Here is a 22,773-nt window from a genome sequence, read left to right as displayed (position 1 = left end):
CATTCACACACGGAAAAGCGGCCCGCGATTTCACACGGGCCGCTCCTATCCGCTTATCAGGCTGCCCGTCGGGTCAACACCACCACCCCGCCCAGCAGGGCCAGCATCAGCACCACGAAGCCGGTCATCGCGGCGAGCGCGGTGAACGCCTGCGTCGCGAGTCCGAGACCGATCACCGGGGCGGTCAGGCCGAGGTAGCCGATCAGGAACAGCCCGGCCAGGGACTCGCCACGGCGTTCCGGGGCGGCCAGCGCGGTGACGGTGCCGACCGCGGTCTTGAACAGGGTGCCCGCGCCGATCCCGGCGATCACGCCACCGGCCACGAAGACCGGCAGGCTGGTCAGGTACATCCCGGCGAGCAGGATCAGCACGCCGGCGCCCTGTCCGACCAGGCCCAGGGTGAGCTTGGCGCTCGCGGTGAGCCGGCCGGTCAGCGCCTGTGCCACGGCGGCCGCGCCGAAGACCGCGAAGACCAGGCCACCGGCCAGCGCGCGGGACGGGTGGTGCAGGGTGCCGGCCACGAAACCGGGGGCGACCGAGGTGAACAGGCCGAACACCGCGAACGCGGCGAACCCGGCGGCGAGGTAACCGGCGACGGCGCGCTCCGCGGTGATCCGCTGCGGGCGGTAGGCCGGCTTGACCGGGCGCTCCAGCACCGTCTCCGGAGTGAGCGCGACCGCGACCATGGCCACCACGAGCAGGACCGCGAAGACCACGTACGGCGTACGCAACGGGGTGTGCACAAACGAAGCGAGCAGGCCGGCGACCAGCGATCCGGCACCGAGACCGCCCGTGTTCGCCGCGGTCGAGACCACCTCGAAGCGCTGACGCGACGCCCCCGGCCGATGCGCCGCGTGCAGTTCGTGCAGGTACGCGGTGGCCGTCGCGGTGATCATGCCGACGCCGAGGCCGGTCAGGAACCGGGCGGCTAGCAGCACCGGCAGCGTGGTGCCGGCCAGGAAGAGCGCCGCCGCGGCGAGCTCCAGGCCGAGCGCCGGGATCAGGATCTTCTTGCGGCCGACCCAGTCCGAGACGTGCCCGGCGAGCAGCAGGCTGATCACGACGCCGACGGCATAGACGGCGAAGACGACGGTGACGGTGAACGTGGAGAAGCCGTCCCGGGCCACGTAGAGCGGGTAGAGCGGTGTCGGGACGGTGGAGAACGCCATCGCGATCAGGAACGCCGCGGCGATCATCCAGAACCCGGCGCCGTGCCGGGTCTTCACAGGTGTCGCGGTGAGACGCGGAGCGGAGGCCAGAAGTGTCATGCCTTGAGCATCCGCACCAGCAAGCATCACGTCCAACGAAAGAATCAGCTCACAATCATCAGCATCGGTGATACTTGCGGGCGTGGAGCTACGCCAACTCGAGTACTTCGTCGCCGTCGCCGAGGAACAGCACTTCTCCCGGGCCGCCGCACGCCTGCACGTCGTCCAGTCCGCGGTCTCCGCCGCGATCAAGACCCTGGAACGCGAGCTCGGCGCCCAGCTGCTGGACCGCAACGCCAAGCGGGTGCTGCTCACCGACGCCGGCGCCGCTCTGCTGCCCCGGGCCCGGATCGCGCTGGACGCGGCCCGCGACGCCCGGGACGCGGTCGACGAGGTGCGCGGCGGCCTGCGCGGCACGCTGCGGCTCGGCGTGCTCACCTCGATCCGGTTGCTCGACCTGCCCGCGCTGCTCGGCGAATACCACCGGCGCCACCCCGGCGTGCTGCTGCGGACCAGCGCGGCGCCGTCCGGGTCGGCCGGGCTGGTCGCGGCGCTCACCGAGCACCGGCTGGACCTGGCGTTCGTGGCGCTGCCCGGCCCGCCGCCGCCCGGCGTCCGGCTGATCGACCTGGCCCGGGCGCAGCTCGACCTGGTGGTGCCGGCGGATCATCCGCTCGCCGGGCGGGGGACGGTGCCGATCTCCGAGCTGGAAGGGCTGGACTTCATCGACTCGCCGGTGGGGTTCGGGAACCGCGGGGTGGCGGATCGGGCGTTCGCGGCGGCAGGGGTGCGGCGGCGGGTGACGATCGAGATCAGTGACATCGGGACCGGGGTGGCCTATGCGGAGCACGGGCTGGGGATCGCGTTGCTTCCCGGGTTCCTGCTGGCCGAGGCGACCGGGGTGGCGGTGCTGTCGGTGACCGGGGCGGACCTGAGCTGGCCGCTGTCGCTGGCGATCCCGGCGGATCGGGCGGTGGGTGCGGCTACCCGCGCGCTGATCGATCTCGTGCTGGCGGTCTTTCAGGTCCGGGGGTAGCACTGGCACTACCTTGGGTTCTGAGGCTGGCAGGATCGAAGTTGACCTCTGGGGTGCCTAGCGTTTCTCCCATGCGGACACTTCGACGAATCATCGCGGCGGGCCTGCTCACCGCCGTCGCGGCAGCGGCCATCGGCGGGCCAGCCATCGCCGCACCACCCGCACCCACCCGAGGCTCACTCGTTGCGGAAAACCCGCTGGCGACGTATGCCACCCCGGGCGAGGTCGACACGCTGCTGGCGGACGGCAGGTTCGATCCGGCCACCGACCGCTACGGCGTCACCCTCCACCAGCTGATCTACCGCACCGTCGACACGCGCGGAAAACCCACCACCGCCAGCGGCCTGCTCGTGCTCCCGATCAACGGCGACCGCCGGCTGTCCACGGTCTCGTTCGCCCACGGCACCTCGGTCTACCGCGGCGATGCCCCGTCACTCGGCGAGGACACGTTCCTGACCGGTCCCGCGATCACCTTCGGCTCCGCCGGTTTCGCCGCGGTCGCCCCCGACTACCTGGGCCTCGGCGCCGGCACCGGGCCGCACCCGTGGATGGACGTGCCGAGCGAGACCAGCGCGTCGCTCGACCTGCTCCGGGCCGCGCGCACGTTCGCCGCCCGGCAGGGGCGCACGCTGGACCGGGACGTCTACGCCTCGGGGTTCTCGCAAGGGGCGTCGGCGGCGCTCGGCCTGGCCCGGGCACTGCAGGGGGGTGCCGACCCGTGGTTCCGGCCGGCCGCGGTCGCTCCGATCAGCGGGGCGTATGCGATCCGCCGCGCCGAGATCCCGGCCGTGTTCACCCCCGAGGTGCAGCCGAGGTTGGCGTCGATCTACATGGCGTATTTGCTGACGTCGTACGACCGGCTGCACGACATCTACCGCGACCCGGCGGACGTGTTCCAGAAGGACTACGTCGGGATCGGTGACCTGCTCGATGCCAGCCACCCCGGCGTGGAGGTGCTCGAGGGCGCGCCGGCGACGGTCGGTGACCTGCTCACCGAGCGGGGGCGGGAGCTGCTGTTCCACCCGACGCCCCGGTTCGCGGCCGCGCTGCGCGAGGCGGACAGCGTCTGCGAGTGGCGGCCGGGCGTGCCGGCTCGGCTGTACTTCAGCCCCGGCGACGAGCAGGCCGTGAACGCCAACACGACGGCCTGCCGGGACTCCTTCGCCACGCACGGCGTCCAGGTTCCGGTGGTGGACGTGGGGGTGGACACGTCGTACAGCGGCATGGTCCACGAAGGGTCGGAGCTGCTGGCCGTGCCCCGGATCACCCGTTGGTTCACCGAGCTGGCCGGCTCACGCTGACGGACTACCGGCTGTCCACCGGAGGGATTAGATCTCTCGGGTGGACAGCCCTATCGGCACCTTTAGCCACTAGACATCTCAATACGGACAGAACTAGCGTGATAGCTGAAAACGGAGATCCCGCTAGTTCTGAGGAAGAAGTTCATGCACCCCCGCAATCCGTCCTGCCCCGCCGCGACCCGGCGCCGGTGGGCGTTCGTCCTGCTGCTCGCCACCACCGCCCTGCTCGGCGACGTCCAGAACGCCGTGTCCACCCCGCGCACACCCCCGGCGACCAGCGCCGCCCCGTAATGTGAGTCCATTCCGGATTCGGGGTGGGGGCACGCATGGGTTACGACCTGCACATCAGTCGGGCGATCTTCGATCCGTACGCGGAGCGGTACCCGATCGCCATCGAGGAGGTCCGGCTCCTGGTCAGCCGGACCCCGTGGCTCTCCATGCCGAACAGCACGGTCATCGTGCCCGACGACAGCGACACGCTCTGGATGTTGTATTCCGGCGGCCTGATCTACGCCAAGAACCCGTCCGATCACCTCACGCGCCGGATGGTGGAGATGGCCGGTCTCCTCGACGCGTGGGTCACCGGCGACTACGGCGAACTCTACGAACTCCACGACGGCGAGATCATCACGCGGGAGGCGACCCCGGACGAGCGGTTCGGGCCGTCAGGCCGTCTCACCCGGCGCCCCGGCCAACCCGGCATCACCGAACAGGAGTGGCTGCGCCTGGTCGCCGAGCAGCCCGACTTCACGCTGATGACCACGATCACGGCTCGGCTGCCGTCCGGCCCGAAACAGATCCCCTGCCCACCGGTGCCCTGCTGGACCGCCCACCCGTCCGGCCAGCCGATCCCGTTCTTCTACGACGACCCCGACATCCAGGTCCACCGCCCGGACCCGCCGATCATCCGCCGCATGCGCGACCTGGCCACCCACCTGAACGCCCGCGCCGTCAACGACTGGGACCACGACCTCACCCCCTGACCGCTGTCACTCCTGGTCAACCCGTTTGGCGCCTGCCCGCAGGCCAAGCCCGCCCGTGAGGCCGCGCAACACCGCCCCCACTCACCGCCGCCACACGCCTCCCGCCAGGCCGGCTGGCTCCCAGCGGTGTCTCACCACACCGGACACACCCCTGACAACCAGCCCGGCGCCGGCGGCTGCCTACAGGCTCGGCGGCTGACGACCAGCTGACCACCGGCGGCTGGCTCCTGGGGGTGCCTCACGGGGGCGGAGGCACCCCTGACGACCAGCCAGCCACCGGCGGCTGGCTCCCAGCGGTGCTTCGAAGGCCCGGACACACCCCTGACGACCAGCCACCGAACGGCGGCTGGCTTCCAGAGGCCTGACGGGGCTGGAGGCACCCCCGATGGCCAGCTGGCTTACGGCGGCTGGCTCCCAGCGGTGTGTCACGAGGGCAGGGACGGGCCCGACCGGCCAGCCGGCTACCGGCGGCTGGCTTCTGGGGGTGTCTCACGGGGGCGGAAGCACCTCTGGCAGCCAGCTCGCGGGTGGGGGCTGGCTGCCAGGGGTGTGTCCGGCGTGGTGAGACACCCCTGGGGACCAGCCGGGGGAGGGAGACGGGAGCGGACGGTGGTCTGCGTGGCGGGCGGTGGTAGAACGGCTTGGTGGGTTATGAACTGCACATCTGCCGGTCGGTGAGTCACAGTCACTCGCTGCGTTATCCGATCTCGGCTGCCGAGGTGGAAGCCCTGGTCCAGCGGTCGCCGGATCTGGGATTCACCGACGACCGTCAGGCGATCACGGTGGCCGGGACCGACCGCGTGCTGCACTTCTGGGAGAACGCGCTGGAGGCCAAGCACCCGCCGGATCACCTGATCCGGCGAATGGTGGCGATCGGCGCGGAGCTGGACGCCTGGGTCACCGGGGACGAGGGCGAGATCTACTCCTGGAACGGGCAGGAGATCGAGACCCGGGATCCCGCCGAGGACGACGAGCCCGGCGAGGGCGCGGCTTGGATAACCCGGGGTTGCGCGGCGGCCGGGCGCAACGACTTCGCGCCGATCGTCGAGGCGGAGTGGCTGGCGTTCGCGGCCGGGTTGGACGGCTTCGAGGTGCGGAGCGAGATCGGGGCGCGGTTGCCTTCCGGGCCGCGCCCGATCCCCTGTCCGCCGATCGCGATCTGGACCGGTCACCCGTCCGGCGAGCCGGTGCCGTTCTGGTTCGACGAGGACCTGCTCGAGATCGACGTCCTGGACGAGCCCACCCTGCGCTGCATGCTGCTGGTCGCCGCCGGGCTCGACGCCGAGGTCCAGGACCGCGACGACCAGCCACTCACGGTCTGAACGCCGGTCGGCCGCAGGTCACGATCTGCGGACCGGCCGGGGGGCGGGTCATGGCCGGAACACGCGGGCGGGGTCGCCGCGGATCAGGTCGTCGTGGATTCGCCAGCGGGCGGTGACCGTCTCCTGGCCGGCCGCCGCGTCGCCGGCTTCCAGTTTGCGGCGGAGCAGCTGCATGGCCAGGCTGCGGTTCAGGGTCAGCTGGCGCTCGGTGTCGACCACCACCACCAGGCCGGACGGGCGATGCGTGGCCCGGACCGCGGTGCTCGCCTTGTTGCGGTGCTGGCCGCCCGGGCCACCGGTCCGCACCGCCACCACCTCCACGTCGGACTCGGCGAACGTGGTCCGCGGTGCACCGAACGAGCAGGGCTGTGCCGTCACATACCAGTTCTTGCGCCCCGGCCCGGTCCGATACGGGCTCGGCGCCTGCCAGCACAGCGTCCCGGTCCAGGACGCGGCGAACGCCTCCGCCTCGTCACCGGTGATTCGCACCAGCACGGAACGGAACGTGCCGGGCCGCTCCCCCGCGACGGTCTCCACCCGCTCGACCGTCACCGAGCGACCGCGGGCGTCCGCCTCCAGCCGCTTCGCCAGCTGGGCGAGCGCCCACGAGCACTCCTGCGGCCCCCGACCGGCCGACATCAGCAGATGCACGCTCATCGCCGACGCTTCCGATCCCGCGACGCGAGGTCACGCGGGGCGAGATCACGCGACGCAAGATCACGCGGCGCAAGATCACGCGACGCGAGGTCGGGCGACGCAAGACCGCGCGACGCAGGGCCGCGCGGGGCGAGGCCGCGCGACGCAGGGCCGCGCGGGGCGAGGTCGGCCGTTTTGTACGTGACCAGCGGGACCGTGCTGGCCACCCGGGTCGCCAGGCCGTGGTCGACCAGGTCACCGACCACCTGCTCGATCCGTTTGTACGCCGTCGGCGCCTCCTCGAACAGCAGCTGACGGTCCCCGCAGACGACCAGCGACCCCACCGGCGTACGACGAAGCTCCTCGACCGTGTGTTTGGCCTTGCCGCGCCGCAGGGCGTCGGACCGGGACATCTTGCGTCCGGCCCCGTGCGCGACCGAGAATCCGGCGTCCGAACCGGCGTGCCCGGCCACCAGGAACGACGGCGTGCCGCGGGTGCCGGCGATCAGCACGTCCCGCCCGTCGCCGTTCGCGGCGCCCTTGCGGTGCAGGTAGAAACCGTCCCGGATCTCCACCGAGTTGTGGCACTCGTCGACGATCGGCGCCTCGGCAGGAGCGCCCAGCGCGTCGGCGACCCGGGCGGCCATCAGCCGCCGGTTGAGCGAGCCCCAGCGGACCGCCTCGTCGTGCGCGGCCAGGTACGCCGCCGGGTCGGCGGCCGGCCCCGCGCCGTGCACTTCGGTGTGCGCGCGCAGGATCTGCTCGCCGAGACCGCGCGAGCCGCTGTGCACGATCAGCACGAGGTCACCGGCGCCGAGCCCGAGCCGCTCCGCGTGCGTGGAATCGAAAACGGTCGCGACCCGCGCCAACTCCACGAAGTGGTTGCCGCGGCCAACGGTGCCGAGGCTGTCGGTGTAACCAGCAGGGATATCGACGTCCAGCGCAGCCGGGTCCAGCGGGACGTCCAGATCGGGGAAGCGGGCGGCGATCTTCTCCGGTACCGCGCGCTTGAGACGGAAAGGGAAGACCGCGATGCCGCAGCCGATGTCCGAGCCGACCAGGAACGGGTACAGCACGGACGAGGTCATCGCCGCGCCGATCGGTGCGCCCTTGCCGGGGTGCAGGTCGGGCATGCCGGCGACGTGCCGCATGCCGGGCAGCGCGGCGACCTGGTGGCACTGGTCGAGCGCGCTGGACTCGATCCAGCTGGAGGGGGAGGCAAAAACGGACACAGTCGCGGAGGTGGACTGAGAAGACAAAACGAATGCTCCAGGGTGAACCGGCGGCGGGCACAAGCCATCGCCGACAGAGAGAAACAGGACCCGGGGTGGAGACATCAGTAATTCGTCATGCCCGGAAGCCTGCCGGACGGCCCCGATAATCGGCAACCGATTTAGCGCCCATGGGTCAGAATCGATCCCATGGAAAACGCCACCAGGTTCACCGACCCCGGCTACGGGCTGTGGCCATTCACCGCGGAGATCCTGGTGCGCTGCCCGGCCTGCGAAGGTCTCGCCACGGTCACCAAGGCGCCGGATTCCGAGAACGGCAGGACCCGCCGGCTGACCTGCACCGGCTGCGGCCACAACACGTCCTGGACCGCACCCACCCTGCCCGGCGGCAACAGCTGGTCGATACCAGGGGCGCGCGGCCCTTACGACCCGTACTTCCACCGGCCGGTGTGGCTGCGGGCCGGCTGCTGCGGCGGGCACTCGCTGTGGGCGTACAACGTCGCGCATCTGGACCTGCTGGACCGTTTCATCGGGGCTGAGCTGCGCGAGCGCGGTCAGTGGGCGAGCTGTGGCGAGTGGACACTCATCGAGGCGCTGCCGTTGTGGATGAAGGCGGCCAAGAACCGCGACGAGCTGGTGCGCACGATCCGGCGGCTGCGCGCCACACTCCCGGGGTGATCGATTCAGGTCGCGCTCAGCAATCCCTGGCATGATCCACACATGCCGTTGCTCGCAGCGCTGCTTCAGGACGCCGACCTGGCCGACTTCGTCGTCACCCCGGACCGGCGGATAGGCCGCCACGAACTGCTCGGCTGGGCCTGCGGGCTGGCCGCCGAGATAGCCGGGCGGCGGATCGTCGCGGTGCACGCCGCACCCGGGTTGCCGACGATCGTGGCGGTGACCGCCGCACTGCTGGCCGGGGTCCCGCTCGTCCCGATCCCGCCGGACGCGGGCGCGCTGGAACGGGCGCACATCCTCGACGACTCCCGCGCCGAGCTGGTCCTCACCGACGATCCCGCGCCGTATCGCGATCACGGCGTACCCATCATGAAAATCAGCGGAGTGCGGCCCGGCAGTGTGCCGCCGGACCCCGGCCCCGAGCGGCCCGGTCTGGTCCTCTACACCAGCGGCACCACCGGCGCACCGAAAGGCGTGGTGCTCTCCCGCGCCGCGCTCGCCGCCGACCTGGACGCGCTCGCCGCGGCCTGGCTCTGGACCCCGGACGACACGCTCGTGCACGGCCTGCCGCTCTACCACGTGCACGGCCTGGTGCTGGGGGTGCTCGGTCCGCTGCGGCTCGGTTCGCGGCTGGTGCACACCATCAAACCCACCCCTTCGGCGTACGCGGGGACTGCCGGCAGCATGTACTTCGGCGTGCCCACGGTCTGGTCCCGGATCGCCGCTGCCCCCGCCGAAGCCCGCGCACTGGCGCCGGCCCGGCTGCTCGTCTCCGGCAGCGCACCCTTGCCGGTACCGGTCTTCGACGCGATCGCCGAGCTGACCGGCCAGTCACCGGTCGAGCGCTACGGGATGACCGAAACCCTGATCACGGTCAGCGCCCGTGCCGACGGTGACCGCCGCGCCGGTCAGGTCGGCCTGCCCCTGGACGGTCTGCACACCCGGATCGTCGACGACATCGGCGACCCGCTGCCCGACGACGGGGTGAGCATCGGCAACCTGCAGGTCTGCGGCCCCACGCTGCTCTCCGGATACCTGCGCGACGGCGAGGTGCGCCCGCCTGAGCTGGTCGACGGCTGGTACCCGACCGGCGACGTGGCGACCATCGGCCCGGACGGCTGGCACCGGATCGTCGGCCGCGCCTCCACCGACCTGATCAAGAGTGGCGGGTACCGGATCGGCGCCGGCGAGGTCGAGGACGCGCTGCTGCTGCACCCCGCGGTGCACGAAGCGGCCGTGATCGGCACCCCGCACATGGATCTCGGTGAGCAGGTCACCGCGTTCGTGGTGGCCGACCCGGTCACCGCCGAGGAGCTGATCGCGTTCGTGGCCGAACGGCTGGCCGCGCACAAACGTCCCCGTCTGGTGCACCTCGTGCCCCGCCTGCCACGCAACGCCATGGGCAAGGTCCAGAAAAAGCTGCTCACCGCCGGTTAGCGTTTGGCCCGTGAGTCTTACGGTCGACGAGTTCAGCGAGTGGAACCAGAAGCTCCTCGCCAGGCAGCCGGTGACCCGGCGGTCGCTGCTGCTGGTGGCGATGGCGGCCGGCCTGGGCGGGTGTGCGGACCAGCAGCACCGGCTGGCCGAGCGGGCCTTCACCGCCGGTGGTGGCACACCCGGCAAGACCGGCGTGGTGATCTCCGGGCGGCACCTGTCGTTCGTGCCGGGCGCCCGTGACGTGCCCCGGCACGCGATGGCGGTGACCGCGCAGCTGGCCAGCAAGACCGGGTCGCTGCCGGCGAAGCTGCGCGCGTTCGTCGACGTCGGCGACGCGCCGGGCACGTACGGCACCCAGGTCGAAGCCGGCATCAAGCACCTGGTCGGGTTGTACGCGATCCCCGGGGGCCCGGCCGGCAGCCAGTTCTACGCCAAGGCGAAGCTCACCGGGCTCAAGCCGGACACCGTCTACCACTACCGGGTCCGGCTCTCCGACGGCACGGTCAGCGGCGACGCGCACTTCACCACCGCGCCGGAGGCCGCCAAGGCGTTCACGTTCACCGCGTTCGCCGACGTCGGCACGCACACCGCGCCGACCGACCCGAAGGCCGCCTGGCACGCCGACCCGGCCACGGTCACCAAGGCCGGCGGTAAGTGGCCGAAGGGGATCTTCGACAACAACGAGTACAGCGCGAGCGACCCGATCGGCGGCAAGGGCGGCACGGATCGCAAACCGGCGGCCAGCATGACCAAGCTGATGAGCACCCAGCGGCCGGCGTTCACCCTGCTCGCCGGGGACATCTGTTACGCCAACCCGTCCGGGACCGGGCTGCCGGCCGACGACACCACGGCGCTGACCACCGGGCGGGCGCCGGCCGGGAAGAACCTGTACAACCCGTACGTCTGGGATGTGTTCCTGAATCAGATCGAGCCGCAGGCGGCCTACACGCCGTGGATGTTCGCGACCGGCAACCACGACATGGAGCCGATCTACGGCGACACCGAGTACCTGGGCGGCAGCCCGGCACACGGGTACGGCGGGCACGTGCAGCGCCTGGACATGCCGGGCAACGGGCCGAAGGGCTGCCCGTCGGTCTACAAGTTCGCCTACGGCAACGTCGGGGTGATCTCGCTGGACGCCAACGAGCTGTCCTGGGAGCTGCAGTCCAACACCGGGTACTCCGGCGGGGCGCAGCTGACCTGGCTGACCGACACGCTGCGGGGCTGGCGGGCGGGCGGGTCCGGTGTCGACTTCATCGTGGTCTTCTTCCACCACTGCGCGTTCTCCACCGCGCACAACCACGCCTCGGACGGCGGTGTGCGCGCCGCGGTCGAGCCGCTGTTCACGAAATACCAGGTGGACCTGGCCGTGCAGGGGCACAACCACCTGTTCGAACGTACCGACCCGATCCGGCACGGCAAGCGCACCAAGGCCGCCCCGGACGGCGCGACCGTGCACCCGGCCGAGGACGGCGTGACCTACATCTGCGTCGGCTCCGGCGGCCGGCCCCGCTACCCGTTCCGCCCGGCCCCCGGCGCGGAGGCACCGGCGCCGGCCGGGGTGGTGCCGAAGGGTGAGCAGAAGCTGCGCGAGGGCCAGCGCTATCGCGGCTACCGGCCCGACGGCAAGGAGAACACCGGCTCGACCGTGGTGAACAGCTACTTCTGGGAGAAGGAGAAGGACAAGCCGAAGAAGGGCAAGGGCGCGCCGACCGGTCAGCGGGTGGCCGAGGCGGTGGAGTGGTCCCAGGTGCGCTACGACGGGTACGCGTTCATCGCCGTCGACGTGGCACCGGCGCTGGCGGCCGGGGGCAACACCACGATGACGGTCCGTACGCTCGCGGACGCGCTGCCCGGGAGCACCGAGCCGTACACCGAGATCGACCGGATCACGCTCAAGCGCCAGGCCGGGCTGATCGTCGCGCGCTGAGACCGGATCACGCTCAAGCGCCAGGCCGGGCTGATCGTCACGCGCTGAGATGGCCACAGCGGCGACATTGGATCTTCACAACCGCGTCCCGGATTCCTACCGTGTCAGCATGACGCGCACGGCAGAGGTCAACGGGATCACGGTCAGTTTCGACGACACGGGCGACGGGCCCGCGTTCGTGCTGGTGCACGGCCACCCGTTCGACCGTTCGATGTGGTGGCCGCAGGTGGCGGCGCTGACCGCCGAGGGCTACCGGGTGGTCACCGCCGACCTGCGCGGCTACGGCCGCAGCACGGTGGTGCCCGGGCTGACCACGCTGGAGACGTTCGCCCGGGACACGTTCGCCCTGGTCGACCACTTGGAGATCGACGACGAGGTGGTGCTGGCCGGCTTGTCGATGGGCGGGCAGATCGCGATGGAGTGCTACCGGCTGTTCCCGGAGCGGATCGCCGGGCTGGTGCTCGCCGACACGTTCCCGCAGGGCGAGACCCCGGCCGGGCACGCGCACCGCAACCAGGTCGCCGACCGGCTGCTCGCCGAGGGGATGGCCGGGTACGCGGCGGAGAACCTGCCGAAGATGATGGCCGCGTACAACGTCGAGAAGATGCCGCAGGTGGCCGAGCACGTGCACGCCATGATGGCGCACACCGCCCCGGAGGGTGCCGCGGCCGCGCTGCGCGGGCGGGCCGAGCGGCTCGACTACCGGGAGCTGCTGACCACGGTGGCGGTGCCGGCCCTGGTCGTGGTCGGCCGCGACGACGAGTTCACCCCGGTCGCCGACGCCGAGCTGATGCACGGGCTGATCCCGGGGTCGCAGCTGGCCGTGATCGACGGCGCCGGGCACCTGCCGAACCTGGAGCAGCCGGCCGCGTTCAACGCCGCCCTGCACGACTTCCTGGACCAATGACGGTATGGTCCCTCGATCATGAGCGAATCTCCTGACCAGCCGGCCGCACCCGCCCGCTCCCGCCGCGGTGTGCCGCCCGCCCTGGCCGCCGTGGTGGCGCTACTGGTCGGCGCGGGTGGCGCCGCCGGCGGGCTCTACCTGGCCGGCTGGCGGGAGGTCCCGGAACAGTCCTACAACGTGATGGTCATCCTCAAGCAGGAGGCCACCCCGGAGCAGAAGGCCGCGGTCAAGGCGGTGCTCGAGAAGCTGCCCACCCCGACCGGCCTGCACCTGGCGACCCGGGCCGAGGCGTACGCCGAGGCCAAGCAGGCCTACGCCGGTGTCGACTCGGACGCCGTGGACGCGCTCACCGAGGAGAGCATGCCGGAGTCGTATCGGGTGACCACCTCGAGCCGGGACTTCGACTGCGCGCCACTCAAGCCGCTGACCAGCCTGCAGGGCATCTCGAAGCTCTCGATCGTGCGGCCGAACACCGCGGACTCCCCCGGCGCTCAGATCATCTGCTGAGCCGGGGGATCGGCCCGGCGCGCCACCCCGGGCGCGCCGGTCAGATCACTTGCGGTCAGACCTCGTCGCCGACGGCCTTGAACAGGGCCGCCTTCTCCGCGTTCGACAGGTGCCGGAAACCGCCGGGACGCAGGTCACCGAGGCGGATCGGGCCCACCGACGTGCGGATCAGGCGGGTGACCGGGTGGCCGACCTCCTCCATCATCCGCCGCACGATGTGCTTGCGGCCCTCGTGCAGAGTGATCTCCACCTGCGCGGTCTTGCCGATCGCGTCGATCAGCTTGAACGTGTCGACCTTCGCCGGGCCGTCCTCCAGCTCGACGCCGCTCTGCAGCCGCCGGCCGACGGTGCGCGGCAGCGGGCCGACGACCTCGGCCAGGTAGGTCTTGGCGATCTCGTAGGACGGGTGCATCAGCTTGTGCGCCAGGGTGCCGTCGTTGGTGAGCAGCAGCAGACCCTCGGAGTCGGCGTCGAGCCGGCCGACGTGGAACAGCCGCTGCTCGAAGTTGACCTGCAGGAAGTCGGCGAGCTCGGAGCGGCCCTTCTCGTCGTCGAGGCTGGAGACGACCCCGCGCGGCTTGTTCAGCGCGACGTAGACGAGCTTGGTGTTGGTGATGATCCGTGAACCGTCGACGTAGATCTCGGCAGTGGCCGCGTCGACCTTGTCGCCGAGCTTGGCGACCCGGCCGTTGACCATCACGCGCTTGCGGAAGATCAGGTCTTCGCAGGCACGGCGGGATCCAACACCGGCCAAGGCCAGGACTTTCTGGAGGCGTTCGGCGGTGTCAGCCTGAGGCATCGAGTACTTCTTCCACATCGTCGGGCAGGAACGGAGCGAGCGGCGGCAGCTGATCGACCGAGTTGAGGCCGAGCTTCTCCAGGAACAGAGCGGTGGTCCGGTACAGGTATGCCCCGGTTTCCGGCTCGGTGCCACACTCCTCGATCAGGCCGCGAGTGACCAGCGTACGCATCACGCCGTCACAGTTCACACCGCGGATGGCCGAGATGCGCGACCTGGTGACCGGCTGCTTGTACGCGACCACGGCGAGTGTCTCCAGCGCGGCCTGGGTCAACCGCACCGACTGGCCGTCCAGGACGAACCGTTCGACGTACTCGGCGTACTCCGGACGGGTGTACAGCCGCCAGCCACCGGCCGCGCGCCGCAGATCGAAGCCGTGCCCGGCCGCGGTGTAGCGCGCGGAGATGTCGTCGAGCGCCCGCGCCACCCGCTCCACCGGCTGCTCCAGCACCTGAGCGAGCTGAAGCTCGCCGGTCGGCTCGTCGACGACCAGCAGGATCGCTTCCAGGGCCGCGGTCAGCTCGGCGTCGTCAAACACCTTTTCGGTACGGTCGGAGTCGTCCACGACCGGCTCCGCGGCGCGCTCCTTGGCGCGCTCCTTGGTGCGCGGGCGGACCGCCTGCACGGGCACCGCCGGGGCGGGCGGTTTCTCCGGCGTGACCTCCGCAACGTTCCCGCCGAGCGCGACGGCCGTGTCCGCGTAACCGGACAGATAGGCCGTCGTCTCGGCCTCGGTGCCCTGCTCGATCGGGGCGGGCTCGTCGATCGGGGCGGGGGCCTCCCCCGGCTCGACCGGCGCGGCCACCGGGGCTTCCTCGATCGGCTCGGGCAGCGGCACCTCCGGCTCGACGTCGAGCTCGGCCGGCTCCACGTCGTCACCCGGAATCTCGAGCGGGGCGTCGATCGCCTCCGGAGCGCGCTCGGCCGCCGCCGCCGTCTGCTCCTCGGCCTCCGCCGCGTCCTGGAACTCGCGGTCGGGCTCGTCGCGCTTGCGCTCCCACGGCGGCACCCACGCGCCCATCTGCGAGGCCAGGGACTCCGAACGCTCGTCGCTCACTGCTTCTCCTCCAGGTCCACCGGCTGACCAGCCGTCGCACCCTCGTCATCGTCGGACCCGGCACCCTCCGGACGGTCCGGTTTGTCGGTGATCTTCTCGGGGCTGCCCTCGTAGTCGTCGACCTCGATCTCGGCCGCCACGTCCTCGCCGCCGATCCACCGCACGGTCAGCTCGTCCAGCGACACCGGCTGCTCGAAGTCGATCAGGTCCTGCCGGTACAGCTCCAGCAGCGCCAGGAACCGGGCCACCACCTCGAGGGTGTTCTCACAATCCGCGATGAGCAGGCTGAACGTGGCGACACCGGCCCGGCGGATCCGCTCGCGCAGCAGCTCGGCGTGCTCGCGGACACTGACCCGGGTCTGGTGGATGTGCGCGATCGACACCTGCGGCGGCCCGGGCCGCGGGCTGAACTGCCGCAGCGCCAGCTTGAACAGTCGCTGCGGCCCGATGCCGAGGACCAGCTCGGGCAGCGCCTCCGCATACTGCGCCTCCAGGGTCACCAGCCGTGGCCAGCGGCGCGCGCCGGTCCCCTCCAGCTCGGAGAGGTGCGCGGCGGCCTCCTTGTAGGCCTTGTACTGCAGCAGGCGGGCGAAGAGCAGGTCACGGGCCTCCAGCAGGGCCAGGTCCTCCTCGTCCTCCACCTCGGCCGAGGGCAGCAACCGAGCCGCCTTGAGATCCAGCAGCGTCGCCGCGACCAGCAGGAACTCGCTCGTCTCGTCGAGATCCCAGTCGTCGCCCATGGCCCGGATGTAGGAGATGAACTCGTCGGTCACCTTGTGCAGCGCGACCTCGGTGACATCCAGCTTGTGCTTGCCGATCAGCTGCAGCAGCAGGTCGAACGGACCCTCGAAGTTGTGCAGCTTGACCTTGAACTTGCCGGAGTCGGCCTCCGCGGACGTGTCGGCCTCGGCCTGCACGGCCACGCCGACGGCCGCATCATCGGATGCGGCAGGCTCCAGCTCAGGCTGAAGGTCGTCGGCGAACCCCGGCTGGGCAGGCTCTTCAAGCACGTGCCGACCGTAGACCATGCCTATGACACCGTGCTCCGCGCTCACGCCCGTACCAACGGCACAAGTGATCAAGGGTTGCTGTCCGGACGGAGGGTCGACACCCGGGGTGCGTGCCCCGTCCGGCCCGCGGACCACCGGAATCCGCCAGATCCGCGGCCCTGATGATTATCGGTCAGATCTTTTACGGTACGAATGAGAGCACCCTGATCGATCGACCACGGCCATTGTCCCGCCGCCGCTCTCGCCGCCGCCCCGCCATTGTCCCGCCGCTGTCCCGCAGCCGCGACCGCCGATGTCCCGCAGCCGTCGCTCCGCGCATGGTGCAGCGCGTTGCCGCAGGAAGATCGGGCCGCCACGCTCGAAGCGTGGCGGCCCGGAAAGTCACTTCTTCTTGGCTTTCTTGGACTTCTTGTCCTTCTTGTCCTTCTTCGACTTCTTAGCCATAGCCGACCTCCCTCTCGTCAGTAACCGAGCCTGGACGCCCTAGACATTAGATGACCGGAGAGTGAATTCCCCGTTATCGGACCGTAATTGAGACGTTTACCATCAGTGAATCCGGGCATCCCCGAAAACCCCTCACCGCCCCGGCCCAAACGTAGATACCCGCCCAAAACCAGACACCACCCCAAGCGTGTGAAGTTTCGGCGCGCTCCGCACCCAAACTCCCCACGCAACGCTCAAAACCACCGTGTGTGTGAAGTTGTGGTGCGGAGCGCACCCAAACTCCCCACGCAACGCTCGAAAACACGATGCGTGTGGAGTTACGGCTCGCTCCGCACCCGAAGTCCCCACGCAACGCAACGGGGTGGCCGCGGGTCTCGGCACGTCTCGCGGGCGCCGCGACCAGCCGGGTCGGCGACCGGCGCCACGAACCGCGACCGGCCGGTTCCCTCGCCTGGCCAGCCAGCCCCGGCCAGCCATCAACCGCTACCGACCGGGGGGACCGGTCAGGCGCGCGGTTCGGGGTTGTCCGGATGTGACGGGGCGGCATCAGGAAGCGGCGCGGGAGCTTGCGTGCCCGGGGCGGGAGCTCCGGAGGTCGGCACGGTGGACGGGGAGCTGGGAGTGCTCGGCGGCGGCGCGAATGCGGTGGGCGCGTGGCCACCCGGCGCGGGCGGGGCCGAACTCGGCGGCGCGGACGCCGGCACCCCGCTGACCGGGCCGGTGGGCGCGTAGCCGGGCTGGGGGCCATACCCCGCCTGCGGGCCGCCGGGCGGCGGGCCGTAAGCGCCGCTCGGATCGGCGTAGCCGGTGGGCGGCGGGCCGTAAGCGTTCGGGTCGGCGTAGCCGGTGGGCGGCGGGCCGTAACCGGCGGGCGGGGGGCCGTAGCCCTGGTGGACCGCCTGCGCGCGCAGGTCCTGGACCGGGACCTCCTGGCCGAAGGCCGACGCCACCGGGACCACGATCCCCTGCGTGGCCACCTCGGCGCCCTCCCGGACCGCGGAGTGCACGGCTTCGCGCAACGCCCGCACCCGCTCGGTGCGCAGCATCGCGAGCGCCGGTGTCACGCGGCCGAACATCCCGCCGACCAGATCCTTCAGGAAGTGACCGATCAGGATCACGCCGCGCCGGCTGCGGGTCAGGGTCCAGCCCAGGTAGAGGCTGCTGCCGTACGGGAAAATGGTGATCTGGATCTGGTAGCCCCGCTCGTGGATCAGCAACCGGTTGTTGACCGCCTCCGGCGGGAGGAGGTCGCTGCGGAGCCGGCCCGCGGTCGTCTCCACCGGGACGCCGCGGCGGCGCAGCGTGCCGTAGACCGCGGCGTAGGCGGAGTCGGCGCCCTGCCAGCGGTCCTCGAGCAGGGTGTGCCAGCCGGCGACCGGCTCGTCGATCCGGGCGGCCAGCAGCACCACCCAGAAGACGATCACGCTGAGCAGCGAGCCGACCGAGAACACCCCGTCGCCGGGGGTGTCCGCGCTGAACAGGGTCGGCTCCGAGGCGGCGTGCACGAGCAGCGCCAGGAAAACGAAGAAGGCCCAGAGCACAAACGCCGGTACGGCCGCCCACAGCCACAGCCGGATCAGGGTGCTGACCGAAACCGACTCCTCCGCCCCGATCTCCTGCGGGCCGGCTTGCAGGCCCTGCATCCGGTAGGCGACGTCACCGTTGCCCGGCCCCATGGCCGCCCATTGTCGTTGCGGCTCGCCGGTCACGCTCATTCGTCCTCCATCGATCGTCAGGTCAGGGACACCTGGATGCCGTTCGGCGCCGCCTGGGCGCTTCCGTTGATCCGGAACGGGGTGTCGCCGCTCTGCGACTTCGTCGTCCCGCTGTAGTCGGTGTAGCCGGCGCTCCAGTGCACCCGCCCGGCACCGTCGTCGGTGAGCTGCACCGCGCCGGCACCGAACCACATGGTGCTGTCGGCGCGCGCGCTGACCGCCGGGTACGCCGTGATCGACCACCGCACGGTCACCCCCGTGCCGGGCACGTTGAGCCCGAACGGGCAGCCGGGCGGTTGCGCCTGGACACTCGTCGCGCACTGGTCCAGGGCGGCACGCACCTGGCCCTGAATGGCCTGCTCCGCCCCGGCGGCCAGCTCCGGCGCCCCGAACTGGAGGGACGCGGCATACCCGGAGAGCCCGTTCGGCTGGGCGACCGCCGTGGTGCGGCTCTCGGCCAGCAGGGTGTTGGCGGCCGCGGTGGCGTCGTACGTCCCGGGGAACGCCACGGTCGGCTGGGGCGCCGTGCCGAGCGAGACCCCGTTCACCCGGATCTCCCGGCCGCGCTGCCCGTCCACGCCGAGCACCACGAACGGCAGCCGCAGCCGGAACTCGCCGTCCTCGGGCAGCAGGATCACGTCCTGGCTGACCGTCTGGTCGCCGGTCCGGTACCGCACCTCGACCCGCTGGGCCTGGGAGCCGTACTGCACGGCGCTGCCGGCGTCGCCGACCCGCACGTCCCGCGGCCGCCACCGGTCCTCGGCCAGGGCCGCCGCGGTGAGCAGCGGGTACGGTGAGGGGTCGAAGTGGTCGGCGGTGGCGATCAGCTTCAGGGCCGCGGCGGCGTCGCCGTCGGTGAGCGCGCCGAAGTAGTCCTCGGTGGCCGACTCCGGGGTGCTGCGGGTCAGCCGGGCCACCCCGGCGACCACCCCGGCGGAGAGCAGCAGCAGGCCGACCACGGCGGCCGCGATCAGCGCGGGGCCACGGCGGTGTGCCGGTGCGGGTGGCGGTTCCCAGGGCGGCGGCGGACTTGCCGGCTGCACCCGTGGCGGGGCGCCGACGACCGGCGTGCCGCAGTAGGGACACCACTCCTGGGCTGCGGGGATGTCACCCCCACAGCGGAAGCAGAGGCCGTTCTCCATATCCGCAACTCCTGGGACGGTCACCGCAAGACACCGGAACGGTACCCGAATCGGCGGGTACCGGATACCAGGATCAAGATCGCTCAACCGTACGGGAACCGCCCGCTCCCTACACTGGCGGGCATGCCCGAGCGTGTGTTCCTGGTCGTCGCGTACGACGGCGCGGAGCTGCTCGACATCGCGTGTGTCACGTCGGCGCTGGACATCGCGAACCGGATCGGCGCCGACCCGCCGTACCGGACCGTGCTGGCCACCCTGGGCCGCCGCACCGTGGCCTGCGACTCCGGTCTGCGCCTGGAGTCCGGTGCCGCGCTGGAACGGGTGAACGAGCCGCTGGACACCGTGCTGGTCACCGGCGGCCTCGGTCACGAGCGGGCGGCCGCGAACGTGCACCTGGTCGGGCACGTCCGGCGGCTCGCCCCGCTGGCCCGCCGGGTCGCCTCGGTCTGCACCGGCTCAACGGTCCTGGCCGAGGCCGGCCTGCTCACCGGCCGCCGCGCCACCACCCACTGGCTGCACGCCGCGGCGCTGGCCGAGCGGTATCCGGACGTGCTCGTCGACGCGGAGCCGGTGTGGATCCGGGACGGTCACGTGATCACCTCCGGCGGCGTGACCAGCGCCCTCGACCTGACCCTGGCCCTGATCGAGGAGGACAACGGCCCGGCGGTGGCCCGCGGGGTGGCCCTGGGCACGGTCGCCTACCTACAGCGGCCCAGCGGGCAGGCGCAGATCAGCATGTTCCTGGCCCGTCGCGGCACCGACGACTTCGTGGTCCGCCGGGCCACCGACCACATCGCCGGGCACCTCACCGACGACCTGACCGGCAGCGCGCTGGCGCACCGGTTCGGGGTCAGCGAACGGCACCTGTCCCGATTGTTCCGCACGTACGTGCAGCTGACGCCGGCCCGGTACGTGCGCCGGGCGCGCACCGAGGCGGCCGCCCACCTGCTCACCACGACCGTGCTGCCGCTGCCGGCGGTGGCCCGGCGCTGCGGGTTCGGCTCCACCGAGTCGCTGCGGCAGGGGTTCCTGGAGCGGTTCGGGGTGCCGCCGTCGACGTACCGATCGCAGGGATCCGGCACGGCTGCCCACGGTTCCGGACCGGTGGCCCGCTAGGCGGTGCCCGGGGCGCGTCACGGGCGGCAGCATCGGCGCCATGCAGATCGCGATCGTCCTCTATCCCGATGTGACCGCCCTGGACGCGGTCGGCCCGTACGAAATCCTGCGTTTCCTGCCGGAGGCCGAGGTGCGCTTCGTCGGCGCGGTGACCGGGCCGCTGCTGACCGACAGCGGGGTGCTGACCCTCGGCGTCACCCACACGTTCGCCCGGACGCCCCGGCCCGATCTGGTGCTGGTGCCCGGTTCCGGGCCCGGCACCGCCGCCGCGATGGCCGACCGGGAGCTCACCGGCTGGCTGGCCCGGGTGCACGACACCACCACCTGGACCACCTCGGTCTGCTCCGGCGCGCTGATCCTGGCCGCCGCCGGCCTGCTCGGCGGACGGCCGGCCACCACGCACTGGATCGCCCAGGACACCCTCGGCCGGCTCGGCGCTCAGCCGCGCCGGGACGAGCGGATCGTGCGCTCCGGGAGGATCGTCACGGCGGCCGGGGTGGCGGCCGGGCTGGACCTGGCGCTGTGGCTCAGCGGTGAGATCGCCGGCCGCGACCACGCCGAGGCGATCCAGCTGTGGACCGAGTACGACCCGCAGCCGCCGTTCGACGCCGGCCACCCGGCCAAGGCCCGCCCGGAGATCCTCGACCGGGCGAAAGGACTCGCCCCGGTCAGCCCCACACGCGCAGGAAGAAGTTCCCCAGGACGTCCAGGATCAGCGTGATCAGCGGGTAGCCGCCCGGGAACAGGCTGAAGAGCAGCAGCAACAGCACGCCGATGTTCTTGTCCTCGAACCACAGCCGCATCCACTGCATGCCCGCGCCGGGCTTGCGCAGCGCGCAGTAGAGGATGCCGAAACCGTCAAGCGGCGGGATCGGGATCAGCGCGAGCAGCCCGAACGCGAGCAGCCCGCCACCGAAGGCGAGCAGCGCCTGCTCCCAGTACGGCTCGATGGCCACCCCGTGCAGCACGTCGCCGACCCGGATCGCCTGGAACACGTCGGCGTACGGCTCGGTCAGCGCCAGCGCCGCCAGCATCAGCTCACCGGCGAGGATGCAGGCCACCGGCCCGGCGGCGAAGACCGCGGCGGCCCGGCCCCGGCCCCGCCAGCGCGGCACGTCGTCGACACTGAGCTGCTTGCCCCAGCCCATCCCGCCGAGCGCGGCGCCGACCGCGCCGAACGGGTCGATGTCGTTGCGCAGGGTGGGCCGCAGGGACTCGTTGCGCTCGGCCAGGCCGACCGTCCGTGCGGTGAACCGGATGGCGACCGCGCGCAGGAGCAGGCCACAGAGGAAGGAGACGACCAGCGCGACGAACGCGACCGGTGTCCCGAGCGCGAAGAGCACGGAGCCGGAACCTACCCTCGTTCAACCTTGGCGGCGATGACCTCGCGAGCGAGCTGACGGTAGTTGCGGGCGCCGGACGACGCCGGGTCCAGCGTAGTGATCGGCGCACCGGCCACGGTCGACTCCGGGAACTTCACCGTCTTCGTGATCACCGTCTGGTACACCTTGTCGCCGAACGCCTCGACCACCCGCTGCAGTACCTGGCGGCAGTGCGTGGTGCGGGAGTCGTACATGGTGGCCAGGATGCCTTCGAGCTCGAGGTCGAAGTTGAGCCGCTCGCGCACCTTGTCGATCGTGTCCAGCAGCAGGGCGACACCGCGCAGCGAGAAGAACTCGCACTCCAGCGGGATCAGCACCGCGTTCGCGATGGTCAGCGCGTTGATCGCCAGCAGGCCCAGCGAGGGCTGGCAGTCGATCAGGATGAAGTCGTACTCCTTGCGGACCGAGCGCAGCGCCCGGGCCAGCGCCATCTCCCGGGCGACCTCGTTGACCAGCTGGATCTCGGCCGCGGAGAGGTCGATGTTGGCCGGCAGCAGGTGCAGCCCGGCGATGTTGGTCTTGATGATGACGTCCTCGGTGGCGACGTCGTCCTGCATCAGCAGGTTGTAGACGCTCAGGTCGAGGTTGTGCGGGTTCACACCCAGGCCGACCGAGCAGGCGCCCTGCGGGTCGAAGTCGACGAGCAGCACCTTGCGGCCGTACTCCGCCAGCGCGGCACCCAGGTTGATCGTGGTGGTCGTCTTGCCGACGCCACCTTTCTGGTTGGCCAGCGCGATGATCCGCGCCGGGCCGTGCCGATCGGTCGGCATCGGCTCGGGGATCGGGCGGCGCATCGTGTACGCCGTGGGGTCGGCCGGACCCAGTTCGGCGCCGAGGTCGAGGGAGTTCTGCTGGTCGCGGAGCGCGGTGGTCCAAGCCTCCGCACGCTGGCCGTGCCCTGACATCGCCCTCGCCCCCCATCCGACTCTAA

Annotated in this window: 21 protein-coding genes and 1 pseudogene; 12 read left to right on the top strand and 10 right to left on the bottom strand. The window is 71.4% G+C overall.

Features of this window, described 5'->3' with window-relative positions; translation table 11 throughout:
* Positions 1–56 precede the first annotated feature (56 nt).
* Positions 57–1,268, bottom strand: coding sequence for an MFS transporter (locus ADL15_RS22615; protein ID WP_067694592.1), 1,212 nt, complete (start codon positions 1,266–1,268; stop codon positions 57–59).
* An 82-nt stretch (positions 1,269–1,350) separates the two neighbouring features.
* Here ADL15_RS22615 and ADL15_RS22610 point away from each other — a divergent pair, with 82 nt between their 5' ends.
* The 5 genes from ADL15_RS22610 (at position 1,351) to ADL15_RS22595 (ending at position 5,850) form a co-directional block, all read left to right on the top strand.
* Positions 1,351–2,244, top strand: a complete 894-nt coding sequence (locus tag ADL15_RS22610) for a LysR family transcriptional regulator (protein ID WP_067694589.1) — start codon at positions 1,351–1,353, stop codon at positions 2,242–2,244.
* A 71-nt stretch (positions 2,245–2,315) separates the two neighbouring features.
* Positions 2,316–3,545 (top strand): alpha/beta hydrolase family protein, encoded by a 1,230-nt coding sequence (locus ADL15_RS22605; protein WP_067694586.1) that lies wholly within the window; start codon positions 2,316–2,318, stop codon positions 3,543–3,545.
* Positions 3,546–3,689: 144 nt separating this feature from the next.
* Positions 3,690–3,836 (top strand): hypothetical protein, encoded by a 147-nt coding sequence (locus ADL15_RS53170; protein WP_157441539.1) that lies wholly within the window; start codon positions 3,690–3,692, stop codon positions 3,834–3,836.
* Between the two features lie 35 nt (positions 3,837–3,871).
* The gene (locus tag ADL15_RS22600; RefSeq protein ID WP_067694583.1) at positions 3,872–4,528 is read left to right on the top strand and encodes a hypothetical protein; all 657 of its coding nucleotides are present in this window, start codon (positions 3,872–3,874) and stop codon (positions 4,526–4,528) included.
* Between the two features lie 644 nt (positions 4,529–5,172).
* Positions 5,173–5,850 (top strand): hypothetical protein, encoded by a 678-nt coding sequence (locus ADL15_RS22595; RefSeq protein ID WP_067694580.1) that lies wholly within the window; start codon positions 5,173–5,175, stop codon positions 5,848–5,850.
* 48 nt (positions 5,851–5,898) lie between these two features.
* Here ADL15_RS22595 and prfH read toward each other — a convergent pair whose 3' ends face one another.
* Both prfH and ADL15_RS22585 read right to left on the bottom strand, forming a co-directional pair.
* Entirely contained in the window at positions 5,899–6,507 is a 609-nt protein-coding gene (prfH, locus tag ADL15_RS22590) for a peptide chain release factor H (RefSeq protein ID WP_067694576.1), read from the bottom strand.
* A 119-nt stretch (positions 6,508–6,626) separates the two neighbouring features.
* Positions 6,627–7,745: pseudogene (locus ADL15_RS22585) on the bottom strand (RNA ligase RtcB family protein); the annotation flags it as partial.
* Between the two features lie 162 nt (positions 7,746–7,907).
* Here ADL15_RS22585 and ADL15_RS22580 point away from each other — a divergent pair.
* From ADL15_RS22580 to ADL15_RS22560, 5 genes are all read left to right on the top strand, one after another.
* Entirely contained in the window at positions 7,908–8,396 is a 489-nt protein-coding gene (locus tag ADL15_RS22580; protein WP_067694572.1) for a hypothetical protein, read from the top strand.
* 42 nt (positions 8,397–8,438) lie between these two features.
* Positions 8,439–9,833, top strand: coding sequence for an AMP-binding protein (locus tag ADL15_RS22575; RefSeq protein WP_067694569.1), 1,395 nt, complete (start codon positions 8,439–8,441; stop codon positions 9,831–9,833).
* A 10-nt stretch (positions 9,834–9,843) separates the two neighbouring features.
* A complete protein-coding gene (locus ADL15_RS22570; protein WP_067694566.1) occupies positions 9,844–11,763 on the top strand; it encodes a metallophosphoesterase in 1,920 nt (639 codons plus the stop codon).
* Positions 11,764–11,872: 109 nt separating this feature from the next.
* Positions 11,873–12,670: an alpha/beta fold hydrolase gene (locus ADL15_RS22565; RefSeq protein WP_067694563.1), complete on the top strand. Its 798-nt coding sequence runs from the start codon at positions 11,873–11,875 to the stop codon at positions 12,668–12,670.
* Between the two features lie 18 nt (positions 12,671–12,688).
* The gene (locus ADL15_RS22560) at positions 12,689–13,177 is read left to right on the top strand and encodes a permease-like cell division protein FtsX (RefSeq protein ID WP_157441538.1); all 489 of its coding nucleotides are present in this window, start codon (positions 12,689–12,691) and stop codon (positions 13,175–13,177) included.
* A 55-nt stretch (positions 13,178–13,232) separates the two neighbouring features.
* Here ADL15_RS22560 and ADL15_RS22555 read toward each other — a convergent pair whose 3' ends face one another.
* The 5 genes from ADL15_RS22555 to ADL15_RS22535 form a co-directional block, all read right to left on the bottom strand.
* Positions 13,233–13,994, bottom strand: a complete 762-nt coding sequence (locus ADL15_RS22555) for a pseudouridine synthase (RefSeq protein ID WP_067694558.1) — start codon at positions 13,992–13,994, stop codon at positions 13,233–13,235.
* The gene (gene scpB / locus ADL15_RS22550; protein ID WP_394326950.1) at positions 13,963–14,997 is read right to left on the bottom strand and encodes an SMC-Scp complex subunit ScpB; all 1,035 of its coding nucleotides are present in this window, start codon (positions 14,995–14,997) and stop codon (positions 13,963–13,965) included. The genes ADL15_RS22555 and scpB overlap by 32 nt, the downstream gene beginning before the upstream one ends.
* 32 nt (positions 14,998–15,029) lie before the next feature.
* Complete coding sequence (locus ADL15_RS22545) at positions 15,030–16,061, bottom strand: segregation and condensation protein A (protein WP_067694552.1); 1,032 nt, start codon at positions 16,059–16,061, stop codon at positions 15,030–15,032.
* Between the two features lie 929 nt (positions 16,062–16,990).
* Positions 16,991–18,202, bottom strand: coding sequence for an adhesin (locus ADL15_RS22540; RefSeq protein WP_157441537.1), 1,212 nt, complete (start codon positions 18,200–18,202; stop codon positions 16,991–16,993).
* A 17-nt stretch (positions 18,203–18,219) separates the two neighbouring features.
* Complete coding sequence (locus ADL15_RS22535) at positions 18,220–19,344, bottom strand: zinc ribbon domain-containing protein (RefSeq protein ID WP_157441536.1); 1,125 nt, start codon at positions 19,342–19,344, stop codon at positions 18,220–18,222.
* 123 nt (positions 19,345–19,467) lie between these two features.
* Between ADL15_RS22535 and ADL15_RS22530 the strand changes: the two genes are divergently transcribed.
* Both ADL15_RS22530 and ADL15_RS22525 read left to right on the top strand, forming a co-directional pair.
* Positions 19,468–20,460: a GlxA family transcriptional regulator gene (locus ADL15_RS22530; RefSeq protein ID WP_067694543.1), complete on the top strand. Its 993-nt coding sequence runs from the start codon at positions 19,468–19,470 to the stop codon at positions 20,458–20,460.
* 40 nt (positions 20,461–20,500) lie between these two features.
* Entirely contained in the window at positions 20,501–21,181 is a 681-nt protein-coding gene (locus ADL15_RS22525) for a DJ-1/PfpI family protein (protein ID WP_083971597.1), read from the top strand.
* On the opposite strand, the gene ADL15_RS22520 is transcribed toward ADL15_RS22525, so the two are convergent.
* Both ADL15_RS22520 and ADL15_RS22515 read right to left on the bottom strand, forming a co-directional pair.
* Positions 21,129–21,803 carry a zinc metalloprotease gene (locus tag ADL15_RS22520; protein WP_067694541.1) on the bottom strand — a complete coding sequence of 225 codons (675 nt, stop codon included), beginning with the start codon at positions 21,801–21,803 and terminating at the stop codon, positions 21,129–21,131. The genes ADL15_RS22525 and ADL15_RS22520 overlap by 53 nt on opposite strands.
* An 11-nt stretch (positions 21,804–21,814) precedes the next feature.
* The gene (locus tag ADL15_RS22515) at positions 21,815–22,747 is read right to left on the bottom strand and encodes a ParA family protein (RefSeq protein ID WP_067694538.1); all 933 of its coding nucleotides are present in this window, start codon (positions 22,745–22,747) and stop codon (positions 21,815–21,817) included.
* Between the last annotated feature and the right edge of the window lie 26 nt (positions 22,748–22,773).

The organism is Actinoplanes awajinensis subsp. mycoplanecinus (assembly GCF_001509495.1).
In the GTDB taxonomy this organism is placed as follows: Bacteria; Actinomycetota; Actinomycetes; order Mycobacteriales; family Micromonosporaceae; genus Actinoplanes; species Actinoplanes palleronii.
The sequence above is the reverse complement of the archived record's forward strand: the minus strand, read 5'-3'. Positions and strand labels throughout refer to the sequence as shown.

Excerpts from the sequence above, each read along its gene's own strand:
- ADL15_RS22555 (WP_067694558.1), bottom strand. The coding sequence starts at position 13,994 with ATGTGGAAGAAGTACTCGATGCCTCAGGCTGACACCGCCGAACGCCTC.
- ADL15_RS22525 (WP_083971597.1), top strand. The coding sequence starts at position 20,501 with ATGCAGATCGCGATCGTCCTCTATCCCGATGTGACCGCCCTGGACGCG.
- ADL15_RS22515 (WP_067694538.1), bottom strand. The coding sequence starts at position 22,747 with ATGTCAGGGCACGGCCAGCGTGCGGAGGCTTGGACCACCGCGCTCCGC.
- ADL15_RS22615 (WP_067694592.1), bottom strand. The coding sequence starts at position 1,268 with ATGACACTTCTGGCCTCCGCTCCGCGTCTCACCGCGACACCTGTGAAG.
- ADL15_RS22545 (WP_067694552.1), bottom strand. The coding sequence starts at position 16,061 with ATGGTCTACGGTCGGCACGTGCTTGAAGAGCCTGCCCAGCCGGGGTTC.
- ADL15_RS53170 (WP_157441539.1), top strand. The coding sequence starts at position 3,690 with ATGCACCCCCGCAATCCGTCCTGCCCCGCCGCGACCCGGCGCCGGTGG.
- ADL15_RS22565 (WP_067694563.1), top strand. The coding sequence starts at position 11,873 with ATGACGCGCACGGCAGAGGTCAACGGGATCACGGTCAGTTTCGACGAC.
- ADL15_RS22560 (WP_157441538.1), top strand. The coding sequence starts at position 12,689 with ATGAGCGAATCTCCTGACCAGCCGGCCGCACCCGCCCGCTCCCGCCGC.
- ADL15_RS22600 (WP_067694583.1), top strand. The coding sequence starts at position 3,872 with ATGGGTTACGACCTGCACATCAGTCGGGCGATCTTCGATCCGTACGCG.
- scpB (WP_394326950.1), bottom strand. The coding sequence starts at position 14,997 with ATGGGCGCGTGGGTGCCGCCGTGGGAGCGCAAGCGCGACGAGCCCGAC.
- prfH (WP_067694576.1), bottom strand. The coding sequence starts at position 6,507 with ATGAGCGTGCATCTGCTGATGTCGGCCGGTCGGGGGCCGCAGGAGTGC.
- ADL15_RS22530 (WP_067694543.1), top strand. The coding sequence starts at position 19,468 with ATGCCCGAGCGTGTGTTCCTGGTCGTCGCGTACGACGGCGCGGAGCTG.
- ADL15_RS22540 (WP_157441537.1), bottom strand. The coding sequence starts at position 18,202 with ATGAGCGTGACCGGCGAGCCGCAACGACAATGGGCGGCCATGGGGCCG.
- ADL15_RS22580 (WP_067694572.1), top strand. The coding sequence starts at position 7,908 with ATGGAAAACGCCACCAGGTTCACCGACCCCGGCTACGGGCTGTGGCCA.
- ADL15_RS22535 (WP_157441536.1), bottom strand. The coding sequence starts at position 19,344 with ATGGAGAACGGCCTCTGCTTCCGCTGTGGGGGTGACATCCCCGCAGCC.
- ADL15_RS22575 (WP_067694569.1), top strand. The coding sequence starts at position 8,439 with ATGCCGTTGCTCGCAGCGCTGCTTCAGGACGCCGACCTGGCCGACTTC.
- ADL15_RS22605 (WP_067694586.1), top strand. The coding sequence starts at position 2,316 with ATGCGGACACTTCGACGAATCATCGCGGCGGGCCTGCTCACCGCCGTC.